At 60.7% G+C, this 20362-nt stretch carries 15 protein-coding genes and 1 pseudogene; 5 read left to right on the top strand and 11 right to left on the bottom strand.

Annotated features, from left to right (window positions below; all coding sequences use genetic code 11):
* Positions 1 to 26: 26 nt before the first annotated feature.
* From cmk to Q1A00_RS01100, 7 genes are all read right to left on the bottom strand, one after another.
* Positions 27 to 719, bottom strand: coding sequence for a (d)CMP kinase (gene cmk, locus Q1A00_RS01130; protein ID WP_298404608.1), 693 nt, complete (start codon positions 717 to 719; stop codon positions 27 to 29).
* A gap of 33 nt (positions 720 to 752) precedes the next feature.
* Positions 753 to 2294 carry a glutamine-hydrolyzing GMP synthase gene (gene guaA, locus Q1A00_RS01125; protein ID WP_298404605.1) on the bottom strand — a complete coding sequence of 514 codons (1542 nt, stop codon included), beginning with the start codon at positions 2292 to 2294 and terminating at the stop codon, positions 753 to 755.
* Between the two features lie 111 nt (positions 2295 to 2405).
* Complete coding sequence (locus Q1A00_RS01120; protein ID WP_298404603.1) at positions 2406 to 2798, bottom strand: isoamylase early set domain-containing protein; 393 nt, start codon at positions 2796 to 2798, stop codon at positions 2406 to 2408.
* A 149-nt stretch (positions 2799 to 2947) separates the two neighbouring features.
* A complete protein-coding gene (locus Q1A00_RS01115) occupies positions 2948 to 4534 on the bottom strand; it encodes a diguanylate cyclase (RefSeq protein ID WP_298482283.1) in 1587 nt (528 codons plus the stop codon).
* Positions 4535 to 4744: 210 nt separating this feature from the next.
* Positions 4745 to 5668 carry a branched-chain amino acid transaminase gene (locus tag Q1A00_RS01110; RefSeq protein ID WP_298404597.1) on the bottom strand — a complete coding sequence of 308 codons (924 nt, stop codon included), beginning with the start codon at positions 5666 to 5668 and terminating at the stop codon, positions 4745 to 4747.
* A 94-nt stretch (positions 5669 to 5762) separates the two neighbouring features.
* A complete protein-coding gene (locus Q1A00_RS01105; RefSeq protein WP_298404595.1) occupies positions 5763 to 6980 on the bottom strand; it encodes an MFS transporter in 1218 nt (405 codons plus the stop codon).
* Between the two features lie 341 nt (positions 6981 to 7321).
* Complete coding sequence (locus Q1A00_RS01100; protein WP_298404592.1) at positions 7322 to 8509, bottom strand: methyltransferase domain-containing protein; 1188 nt, start codon at positions 8507 to 8509, stop codon at positions 7322 to 7324.
* A gap of 128 nt (positions 8510 to 8637) precedes the next feature.
* On the opposite strand from Q1A00_RS01100, the gene Q1A00_RS01095 reads away from it, so the two are divergent.
* The 5 genes from Q1A00_RS01095 (at position 8638) to hutH (ending at position 15913) form a co-directional block, all read left to right on the top strand.
* Entirely contained in the window at positions 8638 to 9891 is a 1254-nt protein-coding gene (locus tag Q1A00_RS01095) for a hypothetical protein (protein WP_298404590.1), read from the top strand.
* 227 nt (positions 9892 to 10118) lie between these two features.
* A complete protein-coding gene (locus Q1A00_RS01090) occupies positions 10119 to 10844 on the top strand; it encodes an MBL fold metallo-hydrolase (protein WP_298404588.1) in 726 nt (241 codons plus the stop codon).
* 103 nt (positions 10845 to 10947) lie between these two features.
* Positions 10948 to 12600 carry a urocanate hydratase gene (gene hutU / locus Q1A00_RS01085; RefSeq protein WP_366144838.1) on the top strand — a complete coding sequence of 551 codons (1653 nt, stop codon included), beginning with the start codon at positions 10948 to 10950 and terminating at the stop codon, positions 12598 to 12600.
* Between the two features lie 44 nt (positions 12601 to 12644).
* A complete protein-coding gene (gene hutI / locus Q1A00_RS01080; protein WP_298404586.1) occupies positions 12645 to 13931 on the top strand; it encodes an imidazolonepropionase in 1287 nt (428 codons plus the stop codon).
* Positions 13932 to 14359: 428 nt separating this feature from the next.
* Positions 14360 to 15913, top strand: coding sequence for a histidine ammonia-lyase (hutH, locus tag Q1A00_RS01075; RefSeq protein WP_298404584.1), 1554 nt, complete (start codon positions 14360 to 14362; stop codon positions 15911 to 15913).
* Between the two features lie 284 nt (positions 15914 to 16197).
* Here the strand turns inward: hutH and Q1A00_RS18440 are convergent.
* The 4 genes and pseudogenes from Q1A00_RS18440 to Q1A00_RS01060 form a co-directional block, all read right to left on the bottom strand.
* Positions 16198 to 16284: pseudogene (locus Q1A00_RS18440) on the bottom strand (hypothetical protein); the annotation flags it as partial.
* Between the two features lie 111 nt (positions 16285 to 16395).
* Positions 16396 to 16617, bottom strand: coding sequence for a hypothetical protein (locus Q1A00_RS01070; RefSeq protein WP_298404582.1), 222 nt, complete (start codon positions 16615 to 16617; stop codon positions 16396 to 16398).
* A gap of 148 nt (positions 16618 to 16765) precedes the next feature.
* Positions 16766 to 17842, bottom strand: coding sequence for an aminopeptidase (locus tag Q1A00_RS01065; RefSeq protein ID WP_298404580.1), 1077 nt, complete (start codon positions 17840 to 17842; stop codon positions 16766 to 16768).
* A gap of 11 nt (positions 17843 to 17853) precedes the next feature.
* Complete coding sequence (locus Q1A00_RS01060) at positions 17854 to 20355, bottom strand: DUF3656 domain-containing protein (RefSeq protein ID WP_366144841.1); 2502 nt, start codon at positions 20353 to 20355, stop codon at positions 17854 to 17856.
* Positions 20356 to 20362 lie beyond the last annotated feature (7 nt).

Here is a 20362-nt window from a genome sequence, read left to right as displayed (position 1 = left end):
TCTGCAACCCGCAGCGGGGCGAGTGCTTAGTGCCCGCTCTCAAGCGCTTGTTCGCCATGCACAAATTGGCGCAGCACCCATGCCACCTCTTCATCGGGCGATAACCCGTCGTTCACCAATACAATCGCATCGGCAGCCGGTTGCGACACGTGAGCATCGAGCGCGTCACGTTCGGCCAATGCTGCGGCAATCTGATCGAGCGGCAGATCAATATTGCGCTGGCGCAGATCGGCTAACCGCCGGCGGGCCCGTTCGGCCAGCGACGCCTGTAGGTAAATCTTGAGGTCGGCGTCGGGCATGACCACCGTGCCGATGTCGCGCCCGACCATCACCACCCGCCCACGGCGGCCAATGATCTGTTGTTGGCGCACCATTTCGCGCCGTACCGCCGGGAAGCGGGCTGCACGCGAGACGATCCGTTCAACTTCTGGCGCCCGAATCGCCCACGTCACATCCTCGCCATCGATCAGGACCGTGTATTGCCTCCCGTCGGCAACGGTTGGCGGGAGCACATCAATGGCCAGCCGGTGCGCCAATTCCGTCAGCGCCGTTTCGTCATCAGGATCGATGCCGGCGCGCAGGGCAGCTAACGCCAATGCGCGATACATCACGCCGGTATCGAAATACAGATAGCCGAGCGCATTGGCCAACAATGCGCCGAGCGTGCTTTTGCCTGCGGCTGAGGGGCCGTCGATTGCGATGGTTTGTGGTACGCGCATGGCTTCATTGTAGCATGTCAGCGGTGATTGTGGCTACTCCCACTCGATCGTTGCCGGCGGTTTGGAAGAAATATCGTACACGACGCGGTTAACGCCTTCGACCTCATTGACGATCCGGCTGCTGACGTGGGCTAGCAGTTCATACGGCAAGCGCGCCCAATCTGCCGTCATATAGTCTTCGGTTGTGATGGCCCGCAGCGCAATTGTCACCCCGTAGGTGCGGCCATCACCCATCACGCCGACGCTCTGCACCGGCAGCAGCACCGCAAACGCCTGTTGGGTAGCGCGATAATAGCCGCTCGCGCGCAGTTCATCGAGGAAAATCTTGTCGGCTTGGCGCAATATCTCTAACCGCTCCCATGTGACTGCGCCGATAATTCGCACCGCCAAGCCGGGACCGGGGAAGGGGTGCCGCCAGACCCACTCTTCGGGCAGGCCGAGCTGTAAACCGGCGGCACGTACTTCATCTTTAAACAAGTAGCGTAGCGGTTCGACCAGTTTCAACTCCATATCGGCAGGTAAACCGCCGACATTGTGGTGAGTCTTGATCTTGGCCGCCTTGGGTCGGTCAGGCGCCGTCGACTCGATCACGTCGGGGTAGAGGGTGCCTTGGGCGAGAAACTCGACCCCTTCCAGCGCGCGTGCCTCGCGCTCGAAGATGCGGATAAACTTCTCGCCGATGATCTTGCGCTTCTGTTCGGGATCGACGACCCCCTCTAGGGCAGCGAGAAACTCTTCGCAGGCATCGACCGCGATCAGCGGCACATGGAAATGTTCGCGGAAGGTGCTGATCACTTGTCTGGCTTCACCAGCGCGCAAAAGACCGTTATCTACGAACACACAGGTCAACCGGTCGCCGATGGCGCGATGGATAATCAACGCTGCCACCGCCGAATCGACCCCGCCAGAGAGGGCGCAGATCACGCGCCCCTGCGGGCCGACTTGCTCGCGCACTCGCTCGACCGCTTCGGCTACGAAACTGCCCGGTTGCCATTCGGGTTGGGCGCCGCACAGTTTGGCGAAGTTGGCTAGCAACGCCCGCCCGTACACCGTATGCACCACTTCGGGATGGAACTGGACGCCGTACCAGCGCCGTTGATCGTCGGCGATCGCGGCAAACGGCGTCGCCGGGTTCGCCGCGATCGAGCGAAACCCAGCGGGCAATTGCTCGATCCGGTCGCCGTGGCTCATCCAAACCGGCTGCTCGGTGGGCGTATCGGTAAAGAGCGGGTGCGGTTGGGTGACGGTAATCATCGCCGGGCCGTACTCGCGTCCGGCTGGCCGGTTGACGACCCCGCCGAGGGTGTGGCTGATCAATTGCATCCCATAGCAGATGCCGAAAACTGGCAGATTACTCTCTGCTAGCCACGCCGGCAAGGTAGGTGCATCCGGTTCGTACACGCTGGCCGGCCCGCCGCTCAGCACGATCCCAACCGGGTTGAGGGCGCGCACCTGCGCTTCGGGCGCATCGTGCGGCAATAGTTCGCTGTAATAGCCCAATTCGCGCAGCCGGCGCACGATTAATTGCGCTGTCTGCGAACCAAAATCGAGCACGGGTATGCTGTGTGTGGTCATGATATACCTTATGCTGGTAGCGTGTGATCGGTGATTAGCCATCAATATGCGAAAGGGCGCAGGTTGCTGCGCCCCTCTCGCATCGCTACCGGCATTATAACAAACTTTTTCTTAGCCGGTTGAGACGAGGCGAAGGCGCGTGTGAACGTGCGGAACAGGCGTTATCGACTCACCCACTGCGCGCACTTCTTCTTGCTTCAGTTCGGCAAAAATCGTTGTATCGATGACCGAATTGTCGCCACCATAGGGGTTTGGCGCATACCCGTCAGCGTTCCAGTCGTTATGCCATTCGTTGTCATTAATCAAATAGCGGTACTGGTAGGTGCGGCCAGCTTCAAGGTCAAGCGTAATCATCCAGCCGTGTTCGGTGGCGCGTAGCGGGGTAGCGTGGCGATCCCAACCGTTAAAGTCGCCGACGAGGTAGATGGTGTCGGCCCATAATGCTGAAGGCAGTGAAAAGGTGACACGCACTTTACCGGAAGGGTCGAGACGTTTCGTGATCATGGCCAAACTCCTTTGTCGGGCCGTTGGTTTGACAACATTGTCACAGTTTGATTGCCATTATAGCACGGCTGCTGCGGTGAGTCGAGGGGAAGAATACTTGTCCAATCCCAACCATCGTTTGCCGGCTAAGCAGAGGAATGTCGGCTCGCTCATTGACCCGCGGCAAATGGCAGTTCGGCGATGATGGTCTGGTTGCGCCCATTCTGTTTGGCCTGATAGAGCGCCACATCGGCGCGTTGCGCCAGTTGTTCGAACGTTTCGTCGCGGGTATGCGTGCTGATGCCGGCGCTAAACTTGATGGCTAGAGGTTCGTTGTGAGCGGCTAACGGTGTGGTTAGCGTCTTGCCCCGGACGCGCTCGACTAGTTGCCGGGCTTGTTGCTGGTTGGTTTCTGGCAGTAGCAAAATGAACTCTTCGCCGCCCCAGCGGGCAAAGATGTCTTGGGCGCGCTTTTCCGCCGTCCAAACTGCCGCGAAGTATCTTAACACTTCGTCGCCGGTGTGATGGCCAAACCGGTCGTTGATCGCTTTAAAATGATCAATGTCGATCAAAACCAGTGCTAGATCGTGCTCATAGCGTTGCGCGCGCCCGAGTTCAATAGCAGCCAGCCGCACGAATTCACGCCGGTTGTAGATGCCGGTCAGGGGGTCATAGTTGGCGAAATGTTGCAATTGGGCTTGCAGATGTTTGAAGTCGGTAATCTCACGCCACACAATCAAATGCCCGAGCAGTCGGTGACGTAGATCGTAAATTTGGGTCACTTGTAGGTCGAGCACACGCCCCGTTCGTTCGAGGGTGACTTCGAGCCGCTGGTCGTGATCGAGCGGAAGCTGTTGCAATGTGACCGGTAATTGATCCCGCAGTTGGTTGAGCGAGTCTCCAATCGCGACATATGGCAACCATTGTTGACCCGCTAAGTTGATATCAACGATCCGCTTGTTGGCATCGAGCACTAACACGCCATCTTTCATTTGTTCGATGACTAAACTGCGCGCTATCGGCACAACATCGAATAGGCGATAACGGAACAAGGCATACGCAAAGAGGCTACTTGCGATTGAAAAGGCAAAGGGCGTGTTATCGGTTCCCGGCAGCGGATTGATACCGGTGACGAAGATGATGCTGTTGGCCCACGTGATGGCAAAGCTCAGCAAGACGATCAGAATCTGTTTGCGGAAGATGCCGTTGGCTCGCGCATAACCGGCGGCCAGAATGCTCAGACTGAGCAACAAGAGCAGATATGAATAGATGACATTGCTCCAGAACAATAGACCGCCGCGTAAAATCACGCCTTGATAGTTGGTGCGCAACCCGGCAAAAAAGAGGTTGTGCCACTGGTCAGTCCATAATGCCAGCAAGGTGAGGATTGGCTCAATCGCCATCACGAGAAAGAAGGGCCAGCGCAGCAGCCGTGAGGAGTCGAACAGGCCACTGATCTGGATCGCAAAGATGAAGATGAGCGTTGGCGTGCTGACGACGCCAACGTAGGTCACATCAACCCAGAATTGGTCAGTGGGCGCCGGTGCGTCAATCCAGTACAACGCATAGGTGATGTCCCACCAACTGAGGGCAATCAGGAGTAATCCTAGAGTGATGGCGTCCGGCGAGTGGCGCGCAAGTAGGAAAATCTGCAAGGCTAGGATGAGGCATATCAGCCCGATTGCGAAAAGCGCTGTCCCATACCAGAGCACTGGTGGAACTAAGGTGGTAGTTGCTAGGAAGAAATGCTCTGGCAAGGACTAGCTCCTTTGCGCTGATGGTTGGGAGTGGAATGATTGGGGAGTGCAGCGGCAACGTGTACGGATCAAGTTTGGCTTATATCATACCGCAGTGTAGATGCACGTTGAGGGGTGAACAAGTTCACGCGGAATAGTGGTGCTATAAGATTTGGATGCGGCAGGATCACTGCCGCACTCCGTATGATTTCGCTGTGATGGTGTTGCCACTCACGCTGCGTACACCGGCGTACACCAGTGGCGGTACGCGCCGATCCGTCCGCGCACCACGTCGGCGTACAAATTGACCAGCATCGTACCGATCGGGCCGATCGCACCGGTACCGATCGGGCGGCGGTCAATCTCGATAATCGGCTTAATCTCGGCCCCGGTGCCGCAGAAGAAGGCTTCGTCGGCGACGTAGAGTTCGGTGCGGTCAATCGGCGCTTCCCGCACCGGAATGCCCAACTGGTTGCGAGCCAGTTCCATTACCACCTGCCGGGTGATACCTTCGAGAATGTCGCCGCTGGTAGGCGGCGTGATCAGCACGCCATTGCGCACAATAAAGAGGTTCGCTGCCGACGCTTCGGCCACGTGGCCATCATTGCTGAGCACGATCGCCTCGTCGTAGCCATTGAGCAGCGCCTCGCTCTTAGCCAGCGCCGAGTTGAGGTACGAGCCGCAGGCTTTGGCCCGCGAAGGAATGATGTTGTCGTCGATCCGCCGCCACGATGAGATGCATGCTCTGATAGCTGAACCGGCGAGATACTGGCCGAAACCGACTGCGAACATGGTGAAGCTGTCAGTCAGATGATGCATCTGCACCGCAATCGCCGGATCGCTCTTGTAGAGCAGCGGGCGAATGTAGACATCTTCGCGAAACTCTTCGCGCCGCAGCAGATCAATCGTAATGTGGCACAGTTCATCAACACTGTATGGCAATTTCATCAACAAAATGCGGGCCGAGCGGTGGAGCCGCTCCATGTGTTCGCGCAGACAGAAGACGTAGAGCTGTTGGTAGTCAGGGTTCCAGTAGCCGCGAATACCTTCAAAACAGCCAGTTCCATAATTGAGCGCATTGGTCATCACGCTGACCTGCGCTTGCTCAATGGGTACAATCTCTCCGTTAAAAAAGGCGAAACGATTATTGGGCACGGTGGTTATCCTTTCTTGGCTAACAAGGTGTGGCACCTATTGTAAAACATCGATGCCGATGCATGGTAGCGCCGGTAGCGCGGCGTATGCTTTGTTACCGCTGTTGCACCCCGACCAGATGGGCGGTGGCACGACGTTGTTGCAGGTAGTTGCCGAGGATCATCAAACCAATCGCGCTGGCCAACCCGATACAGGCGAAGGCGATCCACGGCAGGGCCGGCGCTTGGAGCGCATTGGCGAGGTCAATCAGCAGGCCGCCGCTGAGATTGCCCAATCCGCCGCCGACAGCCAAGGCCAGCGCGTTGACGCCGAAGTATGAGCCAAGCGCGCGCGGATCGGCCAGTGCTGCGGTCACACTCTGTTGCGAGGGGGTAGCGAGGAGAGTGCCGAGGGTGAAGACGATGACGCAGCCGATCAAGCGTGGGAACGAGTCGGCCAGTGCCACCATGCCCAGCCCCAACGCCATCAGGGCAATGCCAAGAATGAGAATGCTGAGCGGGCGCAGCCACCGTTCCAAGAATCCGATTAGCGGCAATTGCAATATGACCGTCATCCCAGCGTTGACACCATAAATCCAGCGCACCGCATCGGCAGCGTTGGCCAGCCGTTCGCCGGCCAATGGTAAGCTGATGGTCAGTTGCACCCACATATACCAGAAACCCATCAGCAGGGCGGTGAAGATGAGGAAGGGTCGGTCGTGCAACGCCAGCCTTAAGCCGAAGCCGAGGCGGCTACGGTCGGTGGCCGTCTCGATCGGGGGCAAGAGCAGGCTCATCGCGCCGATCAGGGCGAAACAGGCTGCCGCCGCCAGCGCCACGGTACTGAAGCCGAATTCGAGCAGTAGTGATCCTGTAAAGGGGCCAATGACCATGCCTAGCCCGCCGCCAACGCCGTTGATCGAAAAGGCGCGCGCCCGTTCGTCTTCGGTGGTGAGGGTGGCGATCCCGGCCCGGCTCGGCGCTTCAAACAGTGCGCCGCCCAACGCCGAGAGCAGCATAGCGAAGAACAGAAACGGCGGCGTGTTGGCGAACGCGAGACTGGCAAAACCGGCAGCGCGCACCAAGACGCCGGCAGTGATCAAGCTGCGCCCGCCAAACCGATCTGAGAGCACGCCGCCGCCGACGCTGACCCCTTGCTGCACCAATTGGCGTAACGCTAGCGCTATTCCTACCGTTACCGCGGCAAAGCCGAGCGTTTGCACGTAATGCACCGACACCAGCGGGATGACCATAAAAAAGCCGGCATACATCATGAAGTTGATGACGATCAAGAGAATCAAGCCCCGGTAACGGGCGGCGCGCGAGAGGGTCATGGCGTACAACTTTCTGATCCGTCAACTAATCTCGGTATACAGTACCATAGCCGGTTGTGGTTTGCGATCAATCGTTGGATGGATCGTTGCGTCCCTCATCCCCTGTCTCTCTCTCACTTCGTGGGAGAGGGGCAATCATTGCGTTCGGCGGAGGGTATGGCTTGGCCGGCAGTGCAGCGGCTCCCCCTCGCCCGCCGTCAGGTGGGCGAGGGGGCTGGGGGGTGAGGGAAGCTGCCGCCGGACGAGTTGCCCCGCGAAGGGCGCGGAGGACGCAGCGATCCGTTTCCTAATCCTTCGCGCCCTCTGCGTTCTCTGCGGTAAAATACGTTATCCCCACCTCCCTACACCCCCCTCCCCACTCCCTCAGCACACACCACCGCTACCGGCCCGCTTGGCATCTGCGTCAACACCACCACTAACGCCCGGCGACCCTTCCCGCTTAGTTGGCGCGCCAGCGCATCGGGATCGAGGGGCGAACCGCGCTTCTTGACTGTCACCGGCCCGGCGTTGAGGTCGCGCAGCAATGTGCGCAGCCGCTTGAGTTGGAACGGAATCCACGTGATCACCGGCCATGCGCGGGCAAATGGCGTCGGGCGATAGGCCGGTGCGGTGAGGTAAGCAATATCGGGCGCGAGTTGGGCTGCGCCGAGTTCGGCGGCCAAGGCGGCCACCAAGCCGGCGCGAATCACCGCCGGATCGGGTTCGTAGAGGATGGCCAGCGGTGCGCTCAACGGCGGTGGCGATGCGGCGGCGTCCGCCATTGTTGCCGTTGCACCATCGCTGCGCAGCACCGTCGCTCGCCGGTTGGCCGTCGCCAACGGCCCGCACCAGAGCACTGCTTCTTTCAGTTCACCATCAAGTGAAACAAACTCCACCTCGGCATCAATCGGCAGGTGTGCCAGATCAATCCCCGGTGCCAGTTTCACCGCCAGCGCTGCAGTCTGTTGCCGCCAACCCAGCACGTGACTAAGCGGCGGTTGGAATGATTCAGGATCGAACACGCGCCGGTCGCCGGCGCGGCGGGCCGGATCGCAAAATAACGCCGATGCCGGTGGCGGCGGTTCACGCAGCAGATCGCGTTCAAGGAACGTCACCCGTTCGCTCAGCTCTAGCGCCGCAACGTTCGCATGCGCCAGCGCCAGCCGCACCGGATCGCGATCAACGGCTATCACCTGCGCGCCGGCGGCGGCCAAGGCAATCGTGTCACCACCGATGCCGCAGCCGAGATCAGCTACCAACCCAGCTTGGGCCAAACGCTGCGCGCGTTGGGCTGCCACTGGCGCTGCTGATGCCTGCTCAAGCGCCTCGCGGGTGAAGAGCATGCGGTCGGCATTGGGAAACTTGGTCGCCGCTTTTCGTCGCAGCAATGCCTGCTCAACTGCTGCTCGCGCCCGTTCAGCAGGCAAATGGCGGCGCAACCGGCTCAATTCAGCCAAGACATCACTCTCGCGCAGGTCGCGTCCGGCTAGGTCGGCCAGCAGTGCCGCGCCTGCGGCTGAACGCAGCCAGTTGATGAGGTCGAGATCCATAGTGAGGTGACGTTTATAAATGGCTTTCCTGCAACTTCTCGCGTTGCGCTGCGTAGTATACCCCAAACCCACCGCAAGCGCGGTACAATAAATGAACGAGATCAAATGCTCTCTGGGGAGGTTCTGTGATGCGCAGGATTAGCTGGTTCATCCTTGTTGCTTTTGTGTTGGCGGCTTGTACTACTCCAACCACCCAATCGCCAACCGCTACAGTCGCCCTGCCGCCCACAACGGTGCCAGCCACCAATACACCGGTGCCAGCGCCGAGCGAACCAACGCCGGTTACCGGTGCATTGACGCCGGAAGCGGTTGCGTCTGGTATTCAAACGGCGCTCGATAGCTATGTCGAAGCTTACAACACCAACAACATTGAACTGCTCCGCTCAGTCGTTGACCAGACTAACGCCCCATTCCGGCGCTTGGTCGAAGAGCGGTTCAACACGTTTCAACAATCATCGTTCAGCGGTTCGCGGTTTAGCCGCATGCGCGTGCTTGAAGTCAAGCAACGTGAACACGGCTTCTGGCAGGCGGCGATCGATGATGGCGGCTACCGGCGTGACATTCTCTTCTGCCAGATGGAGGATGGACGCTGGGTGATGAGTGAGCCGACCGAAGAGCAGTTGGGTGCGAAGATCAAGATTGACAACGAGTATTTCACGCTCAATACCTACGAATGGTCGGCGGAAGTGAATGAGGTGATCGAAGATATGGTGCTGCGGGCGCGCCAGCAGGTGATCGATACCCTTGGCCGCACACCTGAAAATAAGTTCAATGTGTACCTGCGCCCAATCTTCGGTATCACGCCGCCGGTCAATCCCAACTCGCTGGCGTGGTACTCTGCCGGTTCGCGCCCGCGCAACGATCGGGTTGATATCTTTGCCCCCTTCTCGTATGCCTTTGGCTTCTACGATCCGCAGGCCGGTTGGGAGGAGGATTTGTACGGCACGATTGTGCATGAATTGACCCACTGGGCTTATACTCGCGCCTTTGCCCAAGAGTACCGGATTACCGACTGGATGAGCGAAGGGTTGGCTGAGTATGTCTCAAACAATCCGCGCCGCAACGCAGTGAGTGCCGCAGTGCGGATGGGTCGGATCATCCCGCTGGTTGATCCGAATGGTGGTGTGCGCCCGCAAGATATGGATCACATGACGACGCTCGAAGTCGATCGGAGCCTTGCCTATGGGTTTGCCTACTCGCTCGTGGCCTATATCGTCGAGACGCAGGGCGGGCTTGATGGCTTCTGGCGTCTTGCCGCGGCAGTGCGCGATACGCCGGGTACCGGGATCGAGTTCTACGATAAGGCGTTGCAGAAGGCGTTTGGCATGACCTACGCCGAATTTGATGCCGGCTGGCGGCAGTGGCTGCAAGAAAATTATTGACCCAGTAGCGATGGCCGGCCGTCTCCTCAGCGATGGACACGCCCACGCAGCGGGAAGGGGGGCGGGCGGTAGAGGTAACGCCATCACCACGTCGCAAAACGTAGCGCCGGACGGCCTTCCGGATCCGCTACCGTACATTGAGCGACAGATGGCCGTCTCCAAGACGGCGTAAAACCTAGTACCGTCCACCCGTCCGGATTCATCATTGTAAGGAAGGAGCACCCCGTATGCCAGCGCCGCGCCTGATTCTGCCCGGATTGTACGAGCTGTCGTTACCGATCCCGCTGGGATCGGTCAACGTCTTTTTCATACTGACGGCGAGCGGCGTGATCTTGATCGATACCGGCTACCCCGATCGCGGTGCCGGGGCGCTCGCCGGGTTGGCTGCGTTAGGCCGCAAGCCAGAAGATGTGCAGCACATTATTGTCACTCATCATCACATCGATCACGCGGGGAATGTTGCCACATTGCAATCACGTACCGGCGCAACCGTGTGGATGCATCCGCTCGATGCCGAGCTGGTTGCACAAGGGCAGGCACTGCGGTCAACCGCTCACAGCGCTGCCGGTTGGGTTAACCGGTTGGCGTTTGGGGTGGGCAAATGGCTGATGCCGGCGACGATCAATCCGGCTCGCGTTGACCGGCTGGTCACCGATGGCGCTGTTATTCCGGTCGCTGGTGGTCTCAATGTGATTCACATTCCCGGACATAGTGCCGGTCAGATCGGGTTGTATTGGCTGGCGCAGCAAGTACTCTTTGCCGCCGATGCGGTAATGTATCGCGGCAAGGGGTTACAGTCGCCGATCGTGCTTGAAGACGAAACGGCGGCGATCACCAGTCTTGCCCGCCTCGATCGCTACCAGTTTACGACTCTTTGCTTTGGTCACGGCCCGGTCCTGAGCGAGAATGCCGCCGCGGCTTTTCATCGCTATGTAGCAGTACAGGCGAGGTAGCTTTGTGTTGCTGCATTCGGCAAACGCTTGCCGCACGCCTCATTTTACGGTACCATAGCGCCATACCGGCAACGCATGCCATTCCCGTACAAGGAGGTACGTTATGCCCCGCACTATCCGCGCGCCTCGCGGTACGACCCTAACTTGCGCCAATTGGCTGATCGAAGCGGCGTACCGCATGATCCAAAATAACCTCGACCCTGATGTAGCGTTTGATCCTGACAACTTGATCGTCTATGGCGGGCGCGGGCGCGCGGCCCGCAATTGGGAATGCTTTGACGCTATCCTTGCTACGCTACGCCGGCTCAAACCCGACGAGACGCTGCTTGTGCAGTCGGGCAAGCCGGTCGCCGTCTTCCGTACCCACCCCGATGCGCCGCGAGTGTTGCTGGCCAATTCCAATTTAGTGCCGGCATGGGCAATACAGGCCAATTTTGATCGCTGGGAAGCGGCTGGGCTGACGATGTACGGCCAGATGACGGCGGGGAGTTGGATCTATATCGGTACGCAGGGCATTTTGCAAGGCACCTACGAGACCTTCGGCGCGCTGGCTCGCTCGGCTGGCTGGGGGACGCTGCGCGGCAAACTAGTGGTGACGGCTGGTTTGGGTGAGATGGGTGGCGCGCAGCCGTTGGCTGTGACGCTGAATGAAGGCGTGGTGATTGCCGTTGAGATCGATCGCTGGCGAGCCGAGCGCCGGCTACGTTTACGGCAGGTTGACCGGTTGAGCGATGATTTGGAAGAAGCGATGACATGGGCTGAAGAGGCTCGTGCTGCTGGTAGACCGCTTTCGATTGCGCTGATCGGCAATGCGAGCGAGTTGTTGCCCGACATGCTCCGCCGGGGTGTTACCCCCGATGTGGCGACCGACCAGACCAGCGCCCACGATGTGCGTTATGGCTATATTCCCGCCGGGTTGTCGCTGGCCGAAGCCGCCGCGTTGCGCGAACGCGAGCCTGCTGAGTACGACCGCCGCGCTATGGCCTCGATGGCCGAGCACGTGCGCGTGTTGCTCGAGTGGCAGCGACGCGGTTGCATTGTGTTCGATTACGGCAACAATCTGCGCCAGCGCGCCTTTGATGCTGGTGTCAGCGATGCTTTTAGCTACCCCGGTTTCGTGCCGGCCTATATTCGTCCGCTCTTCTGCGAAGGGAAGGGGCCGTTCCGCTGGGTGGCTCTCTCTGGCGACCCCGAAGATATTTACGTGACCGACCGCGCGATCAGCGCGCTGTTCCCCCACGACGAGCATCTTGGTCGTTGGCTGCGACTGGCCCGCGACTACGTTGCTTTTCAGGGGCTGCCTGCCCGGATCTGCTGGCTCGGCTATGGCGAGCGGGCTAAGGCCGGTTTGCTGCTCAACGATCTCGTCGCCAGCGGTGCGGTCAAAGCGCCAATTGTGATCGGGCGCGACCATCTCGATGCCGGCTCGGTGGCCAGCCCCAACCGCGAAACCGAAGGCATGCGCGACGGTTCCGATGCGATCGCCGATTGGCCGCTGCTCAACGCATTGATCAACGCGGTCGGCGGGGCGACGTGGGTCAGCATCCACCACGGTGGCGGGGTGGGGATTGGCTACAGCATCCACGCCGGGCAGGTAATTGTGGCCGATGGTACCCCCGAAGCAGCCCGCCGGATCGAGCGGGTGTTGACAACCGATCCCGGTATGGGGGTGGTGCGTCATGCCGACGCTGGCTACTCTGAAGCGATTGTATTCGCTCGTCGCTATGGAATTGATATGCCGATGATCGCGCCATAATCGTCGGGGCGACCCATACGTTGCTCGTGTTTCCGAGGAACCTTATGGAACCATGCGACCTGCTTATCCATTCCGCCGCGCAGGTTGTCACCTGCGCCGGCCCTCCCGGCCCCCGGCGGGGTGTGGCTATGCGCGAACTCGGCATCATCAGCGATGGCGCCGTAGCCATCCGCGGCGCGACGATTGTTGGTGTGGGGCCGAGCACCGAATTGCGCCGCCGGTTTCACCCAGCCCGTGAGATCAATGCCCGTGGCCGCGCCGTCTGCCCCGGTCTGGTCGATTGCCATACCCATATCGTCTATGCCGGCGATCGGGTGGCCGAGTTTGAACAACGCTGCGCCGGTGCGACCTACCAAGAGATTATGGCTGCCGGCGGCGGGATTCTGCGCACTATGCGCCTCACCCGCGCCGCTACTACCGCCGAGTTGGTCGAGGCGACGCTGCCTCGCCTGAAGCAGATGCTGCGCCTCGGTACCACGACCACCGAAGTCAAAACCGGCTATGGTCTCGCACGCGATCCCGAGCTGCGCCAATTGGCGGCAATTGTGTTGCTGGCCGCCGCCCAACCGGTCGAACTCGTGCCGACCTTCTTGCCGGCCCACGCAGTGCCGCCGGAGTTTACCGGACGAGCTGATGCCTATGTCGATCTTGTGATTGAAGAGATGTTGCCCCTCGCTCGCGACTGGTACCGCACCTCGTCATTTGCTGCTCGCGGCATCCCGCTTTTCGTCGATGTCTTCTGTGAACGCGGCGCGTTCGATGTCGTCCAAAGCCGGCGCGTGTTGGCAGCGGCGCAGGCGCTTGGTTTTCCGCTCAAGGCACACGTTGATGAGTTTGCCGAGTTGGGTGGGTTGGCAATGGCGCTCGAACTCGGCGCAACGTCGGTTGATCATCTTGACGTAACGAGTCCGGCGCTGTTCCCTGCGCTGGCTGCGAGCGCTACGGTCGCCGTCTTGCTGCCATTAGTCTCGCTCAACCTTGGCCTGAGCCACTTTGCCGCCGCTCGGCAGATGATCGACGCCGGCGTCGCTGTGGCACTCAGCACCGATGCCAACCCCGGTTCGGCTCCGTCGCTGTCGTTGCCGTTGACGATGGCGATTGCCTGCCGCTACATGCGTATGGTCCCTGCTGAGGCGCTGCTAGCGACAACGGTCAACGCCGCGCATGCGATCAGCTTGGGTGGGCAGGTTGGCGCTATCATGCCGGGGATGCAGGCCGATCTGCTGCTGCTGGCCGAGGCGGATTATCGTTGGTTGATGTACGAATTGGGCGGGACGCCGGTTGAGCTGGTGATTAAGCGCGGGCAGGTTGTGGTGGGGGATAATGAATGATGTTTTCTGCGAGATGATAGCGGAGGGGTGGGGCGTGCCCTGATGCCGTGCCCTGTTGTCATTGCGAGGGGGTGTAGCGGGTAGTGCGCCGCACTGCCTGCGCCCCCGCAGCAATCTCCCACTTCAGCGGGAAGGATGCCTGTACGGGCTCCAATAGCACTCCCATCCCTCAGCGGAGGTGGGGCAACATCGTTGTTTACCGCCGAGGGCGCAGAGGACACGGAGGAGGGCGGGGCACAAGTGCGCTTGGTTGCGTTCTATCGAATCTTTTGCGTGTAGCTCCTCTGCGGTTGTCCTTACCCTCCCCATTTCCTCCCGCAGCGGGGAGGGGCTAGGGGTGGGGCAACCGAGGGGCTAGGGGGGCAATATGTTTCATGCGGGCCGGTGGCTCGCGTTCCTACGTGTTTTGCACAAACGGCTGAGGGGTTATGAACGACATTCTTCTCGACGGTGCCAGCCTGACCATCGAACAGAGCTTAGCAGTTGCCTATGGTCAACCCGGTGCTCCGGCGGTGCGCTTGGCGCCATCTGCCCGCGAGCGGGTGGTGCGGGCGGCGCAGGCGGTGCAAGATTTGTTGGCGCGTGGGGTGATGGCGTATGGTATTACCACTGGCTTCGGTGCGTTTAAGGATCGGGTGATTACGCTTGAGCAGGTTGAGCAGTTGCAATACAACATTCTGGTCAGCCATGCGGTGGGAGTAGGGCCGGTCTTCGATATTCCCACTACCCGCGCAATCATGCTCATCCGGGCTAATACCCTCGCCCGCGGCCATTCGGGTGTGCGCCTCGCGACGCTCGAACGGTTGATCGATCTACTTAACGCCGGGGTGCATCCCCGCATCCCCAGCAAGGGGTCGCTCGGCGCGAGCGGTGATTTAGCGCCGTTGGCCCACATGGCGCTGCCGCTGATCGGCTTGGGCGAGGTTGAATGGCGGGGCGAGGTGATGCCAGCCGCCGTTGCGTTCGAGCGGCTCGGTTGGCAGCCGCTGCAACTAGCCGCTAAAGAGGGGTTGGCCTTGACCAATGGCACCGCAGTGATGTGCGCGCTCGGCGTGCTCGCAACTGCGCGGGCCGAGTTGCTCAGCGCCACGGCTGATATTGCCGGCTGTCTCAGCCTCGAAGCGCTCTATGGCACGCCGGCAGCGTTTGATGAGCGTCTGCACGCCTTGCGTCCCTTCCCCCGCCAGATCGAGTGCGCGGCTCATCTGCGCCAGTTGCTGGCCGGCAGCGAATTTGTCCGCCACAACGATCCGCGCCACGTGCAAGATGCCTATACTTTGCGCTGCATTCCGCAGGTTCACGGTGCGGTGCGCGACGCAATCGCTTATGCCCGCTGGGTGTTTGAGATCGAATTGAATGCTGTCACCGATAACCCGCTGCTCTTTGTTGGCGATGATGGCGCGGTTGAGGTGATCTCCGGCGGCAATTTTCACGGTGAGCCGCTGGCGATTGCGCTCGATTATCTGGGGCTTGCGGTAGCCGAGTTGGGTAATATCGCCGAGCGGCGGCTGATGCGTCTGACCGACGAAGCCTCGAATACACATGTCTTGCCGGCCTTTCTCACTCGCGCTGGTGGTCTCAATTCGGGCTTTATGATTGTGCAGTATACGGCGGCGGCTCTCGCGACTGAGAACAAAGTGCTGGCCCATCCGGCCAGTGTTGATAGTATTCCCACCTCAGCCAACGTCGAAGATCACGTCAGTATGGGTCTGACTGCTGGCCTCAAATTGCGCACGATTCTCGATAATGTCAGCCAGATTTTGGCGCTTGAGCTGTTTGCCGCAGCGCAGGGGATTGATTTCCGCCGCCAAGAGCTAGGAGCGCAAGCCCGGCTGGGGCGCGGCACCGGCCCGGTCTACGAGCTGATCCGCCGCCACGTGCCGTTCGTGGCCGAGGATACGCTGCTGCATCCCTACATTACTGCCATCAGCGAACTGGTCGCGCAGGGCCGGATCGTGGCCGCTGCCCAGCAGGGAGGATGAGGGTTGGGGCTTGTATCGTGCGCTGGTGGTGAAGCACTGGTGGTTGTCGTAGTGCGACGGCTGCCTTTGCAAGAGAACGGCTAGCCAATCAAGCCGGTGACGAGCCTTCAATACATCGGCTTGCCCACTCAACCACACGCCGGGCACGCGCAACCGCAGCCGCATGCTCTTGCTCGGTCACCGGCTCTTCGAAGCCGGGGTGGCGAGCTTACTGCGCAAAATGGTCAGCGTCACCGCTTCATACACCTCTGGCGGTAGCGCAAGACCGTTGCGGTGTAAACCGGCTAATAACTCTTGATATCGTGAGTGTACTGAAAATGCCAGCGGTCAGGGTGGTAGATAGCTTTAATGGCGTTCTCCGCTGTTTGCTGAGCATGAAAACATTAATTTCGTAAACGCTATCAGGTGGCAGCGTGATGCTCGCAATTGCGAGATCAGAGCGAGCGCGGCGCAGCCATTCTGCCGGATCGTCGGGCATAGGGCTATCCCTTGGCGGCATAGAGTTCTTTCCCTTCACGCAGCGCCGGATATAACCCCAGCGATAGGTAGTCGCTGTAACGTTGGACATCGCTCTTGGTGACAACAATCAGATCTTTCGCTACGCCAAGAGCCATCAAATCGTGGTACAGATGTTGCGCTGTCTGTCGGCGATGGACGCCATCAGGCATCGCGATGGGGATGTCAATATCGCTGTCAGCATGCATTTGACCGCGCTATCGATCCAAAGAGGATGCTGCGGCGCAGGTGGGCGATGGCGACCATCTGCTGCCTAGGATCATGCAGCAGGCGATTACGATCAACCGGCGTATTGCTCATAGCATTCGGGTTGAAACGTAGCCTTGCCTACCTCGATCATACCACCAACCTGCCCCCGTCCACGATCACCCGATCATCGGCGCGCAAGCTGGCGGCAGTGGTGGCGAAGTCGATCGCGAGTGACGAGACATTGACCCCGCCGAGATACTGGTTCTCGCCAAACGCGATGCTGATCGCCCCCTGAATGTGCCGGTCAACCAGCGGCCAGCCAATCGGCTGGCGCAGGTGTGGGTTAAGGCCAATCCCGATCGTGCTGATCCGGCCCAGTTCACCACTGCGTTGGGCCAAGAGCGCCGTGAGCTGATCACCGCCGCTGGCAGCTTCAATGCGGGTGATACGACCGTAGTTGAATTGGAGATGGGCGGCGCGCGCTGGGCCAGCCACCGGCAGGAAGAGTTCACCCTCGGCGCTCTCCTCAACGATCGTGGTGTAGAGCAAGCCTGCCGGCACGTTGCTCACAATCGTGTCTGCGGTTCCGCTGGTCGTTTCCAACCGGCCCGTATCGCGCAGCCATGACCGCTCGCCGCGCTGCACGCGCAGTTTGTAACCCGGCCCGCTGGTGATGGTGATAGTCTGCACCTGTGCCAACGTGCTTAGCACCCGCTCGCTGGCTGCGACCAATGCTGCCGGATCAAGCAGTAGCGCCGGCATTATGCGCAATTCCAAGTCTTCATGGCTGAGACCGAGCTGGGCCGCTTTGCCGATGGAGGGAATGGCGGCGATCACTTGCGGGATGCGGCGTTCGCACCGGATCGTTTCAAGCTGGTTGTACGTGGTTGTAAACGCGCGCAACGCTGCGTCCGGCGCGCGGCGCAGATCGGGTTGCGCGCCGATCAATGCCAACGAGCGATCTACGTGCTGTAGCCACTCCATCCGCCGCCGGTCACGGGAGGCGAGGATGTCTGGCGAGGTTGTGACCAACAATCGTTCGACGTGCTGCGCCGGTAGAATAGCGACCAGCGGCTCAGCACCAATGCTTTCCAGCGCCAGTAACACCGCATGCAACAGGCGCTGATTACCCGCCTCATCGCGCACCTCGACCAATTCGCCGCGCTGCGCGCCGAGCGCATCAACTAGCCGCGCTGCTAGTTGATTCCACAAACTCTCGGCCATGGCTGATCTCCTTACATCAACGGAATGTACTGGTAATTCGCCGGCACAAAGAAGCTACCTTCGGTGACGCCTTGCGGCGCGCTGTGCCGCCAGCGCCGGCCTAATTCGGCGGCGTCGATCTGCTGGTTGAGATAGGCACGGAACGCTTCGGTGACAGCAGTGATCTGCGCTGCCGATTCATGCACGAATTCGAGTCGGTAGTGGGCGATGCCGGCGGCTCGCCAGCGGTCGAGGTATTTGCTCGCCTCTTGCGCTTCAGCGCCAAACACGGTGTTGCGGCAGCCGACGTCGGCGATCACCGGATGCGCGCGGCCCTGCGCGTCGCGCAACGCTACCCGGTGCCGTTCGCACGGGCGGCCACAATCTTTGTAGCTGGTACCGTTCGACAAGAAGCGGCAGAAGACGCAGTGTTCGGTATGGAACACGGGCAGATGGTGATAGGCGATCGCTTCCAACCGGCTACCACCGATCTGCTCGGCCAGATGGGCGATCTGGTCGGCGTTGAGGTCGTGCGTCAGGGTGAGCCGTCGCAAGCCTAGACCAAGCAGCAGATCGGCGGTAAGAATGTTGGCAGCGTTGAGGCTGAAGTCGCCGGTCAACTCTACTGCCGGATCGTCGCGCAGCATGTTGAGCAAACCGGTCGAGCGCACCAAGAGCGGCGCGTCGAGTTTGCGCAAGAAGCGCACGACCCGATCGTCTTCCGGCTTGAGCACGCGCGGTGCAGCGATGCGAACGGCGATGCCGGCGGCGCGCACTTGCGCTAACGCCGGCTTTAGCCCTTCCAGATCGAGATAGTCGAGCGTAATGCTGTCCGGACGCAGCGCAATCGCTGCTGCAAGCTGGTCAGGTGAGCGGATGAGCAGATGGAGATGGGTGGTGTCCGGCGGCGCTGCCGGCGCCACAGTGGCCAGCATCTCATCGAGCACGCGCGTCGGGTCGTGGATGGTGATAGCCGGCGGTTGGCCTTGCAATTCGGCGAGGGCGGCGGTAGCTTGCCGGCGCAACTGGTTGAGCAGCGAAACCGGCACGAACGGCTTGCCCTCGATCACGGCAGTGAGTTCGGTTAACTGATACGCTGTGTCACCCAACCGGCCCAACTGGTCGCGCAGCGTTGCTTCATCAAGCGGGCGGTTTTGCGCTGTCGTCAGCGGTTCCGCACTCTGCACCACAACGGTGAGGTCTGGCTGATCAATCAGCGTCCAGCGCAGTATGAGCGGCGCGCCGGCGCGGGCGCTAGCGTCCACCCGCACCGGTTGGCGGCGCACCGGCGCGGCGGGCTGCACGAACGGACGGGCCACCCGTTCGGTCTGCGGGTCGCTGGTGCGCCAGAGCAGATCGCCAGCGCGGATGCGGCGCCGGTTGATCGCGCCTTTGGCAAAGGTCAGCGCCAGCAGGCCATTGCCGGCTGGGGTGACGGTAAAAATGCGCCCGCCCTCTTCCGGCTCTTCCGGGCTGCGCCAATCGGCGGCATCAAACACCACCCCATCGCCGGGTTTGAGTGGAGCCGCATCGCGGCCCGGCTCCGGTGCGATGAGAATGGCGTCGGGCCGCACCTGCACCACCCGGCCCATCAACAAGCCGCGATGGCGCGGCGCGCGGCCCTCCACGACCGCCTGATGGTTGGTGCCGCGCAGGAAGTGCGGCCCTAACCCGCGTGAATAGACCTGCTCGAGGTGTAAGCGGTCGGCACTAGTTAGATCGGGCGGCAGACCGGCCCACGCCGCATCAAGCGCGCGGCGGTAGGCGTTGGTGGTAATCGCCACATACTCGGCATCTTTGTAGCGGCCCTCGATCTTGAGCGCGCTCACACCGAGGCGGGCAATCGTCGCCATCTCGTCAATCGCCGCCAAATCGCCGGGTGAGAGCAGGTAACGGGCTGCGCCGAGCGGCTGATGTTGGCCGTCAACGATCAGATCGTAAGGCAACCGGCAGGCTTGGGCGCACTGGCCGCGATTGGCGCTGCGCCCGCCCCATGCTTCGGATGAAAAGCACTGGCCGGAGTACGAGACACAGAGCGCACCATGGACGAAGATTTCCAGTTCGATCGGGCTGCGGGCACGGATCGCCGCGACTTCTGCCAGCGATAACTCGCGAGCCAACACCACCCGCGACACACCGTAACGAGCGGCTAGTGCGACTCCCTCGGCGCTGGTAATGCTCATCTGGGTACTGCCGTGGATCGGCAGATCGGGCGCGATCCGGCGGGCCAGCACCGCGATGCCTACATCTTGCACGATAATCGCATCGGCCCCGGCAGCGGCAATCGCGGCTAGCGCCGTCGCCGCTGCACGCAACTCGTGGTCAAACACGAGCGTGTTAAAGGTCACATACCCTTTCACCCCCCGCCGGTGCAGCGTCTTCATCACCTCTGGCAGCTCATCAAGCGTAAAGCCTACTTTGGCGCGGGCGGTGAAATGGGTCAAACCAAAGTAGACCGCGTCGGCGCCGGCTTCAATCGCGGCGTGCAATTGCGGCCAATAGCCGGCGGGACTCATAATCTCAGGCTTGCGCATGGTTGAT

This window comes from uncultured Chloroflexus sp. (assembly GCF_938091255.1).
GTDB lineage: Bacteria > Chloroflexota > Chloroflexia > Chloroflexales > Chloroflexaceae > Chloroflexus.
The sequence above is the reverse complement of the archived record's forward strand: the minus strand, read 5'-3'. Positions and strand labels throughout refer to the sequence as shown.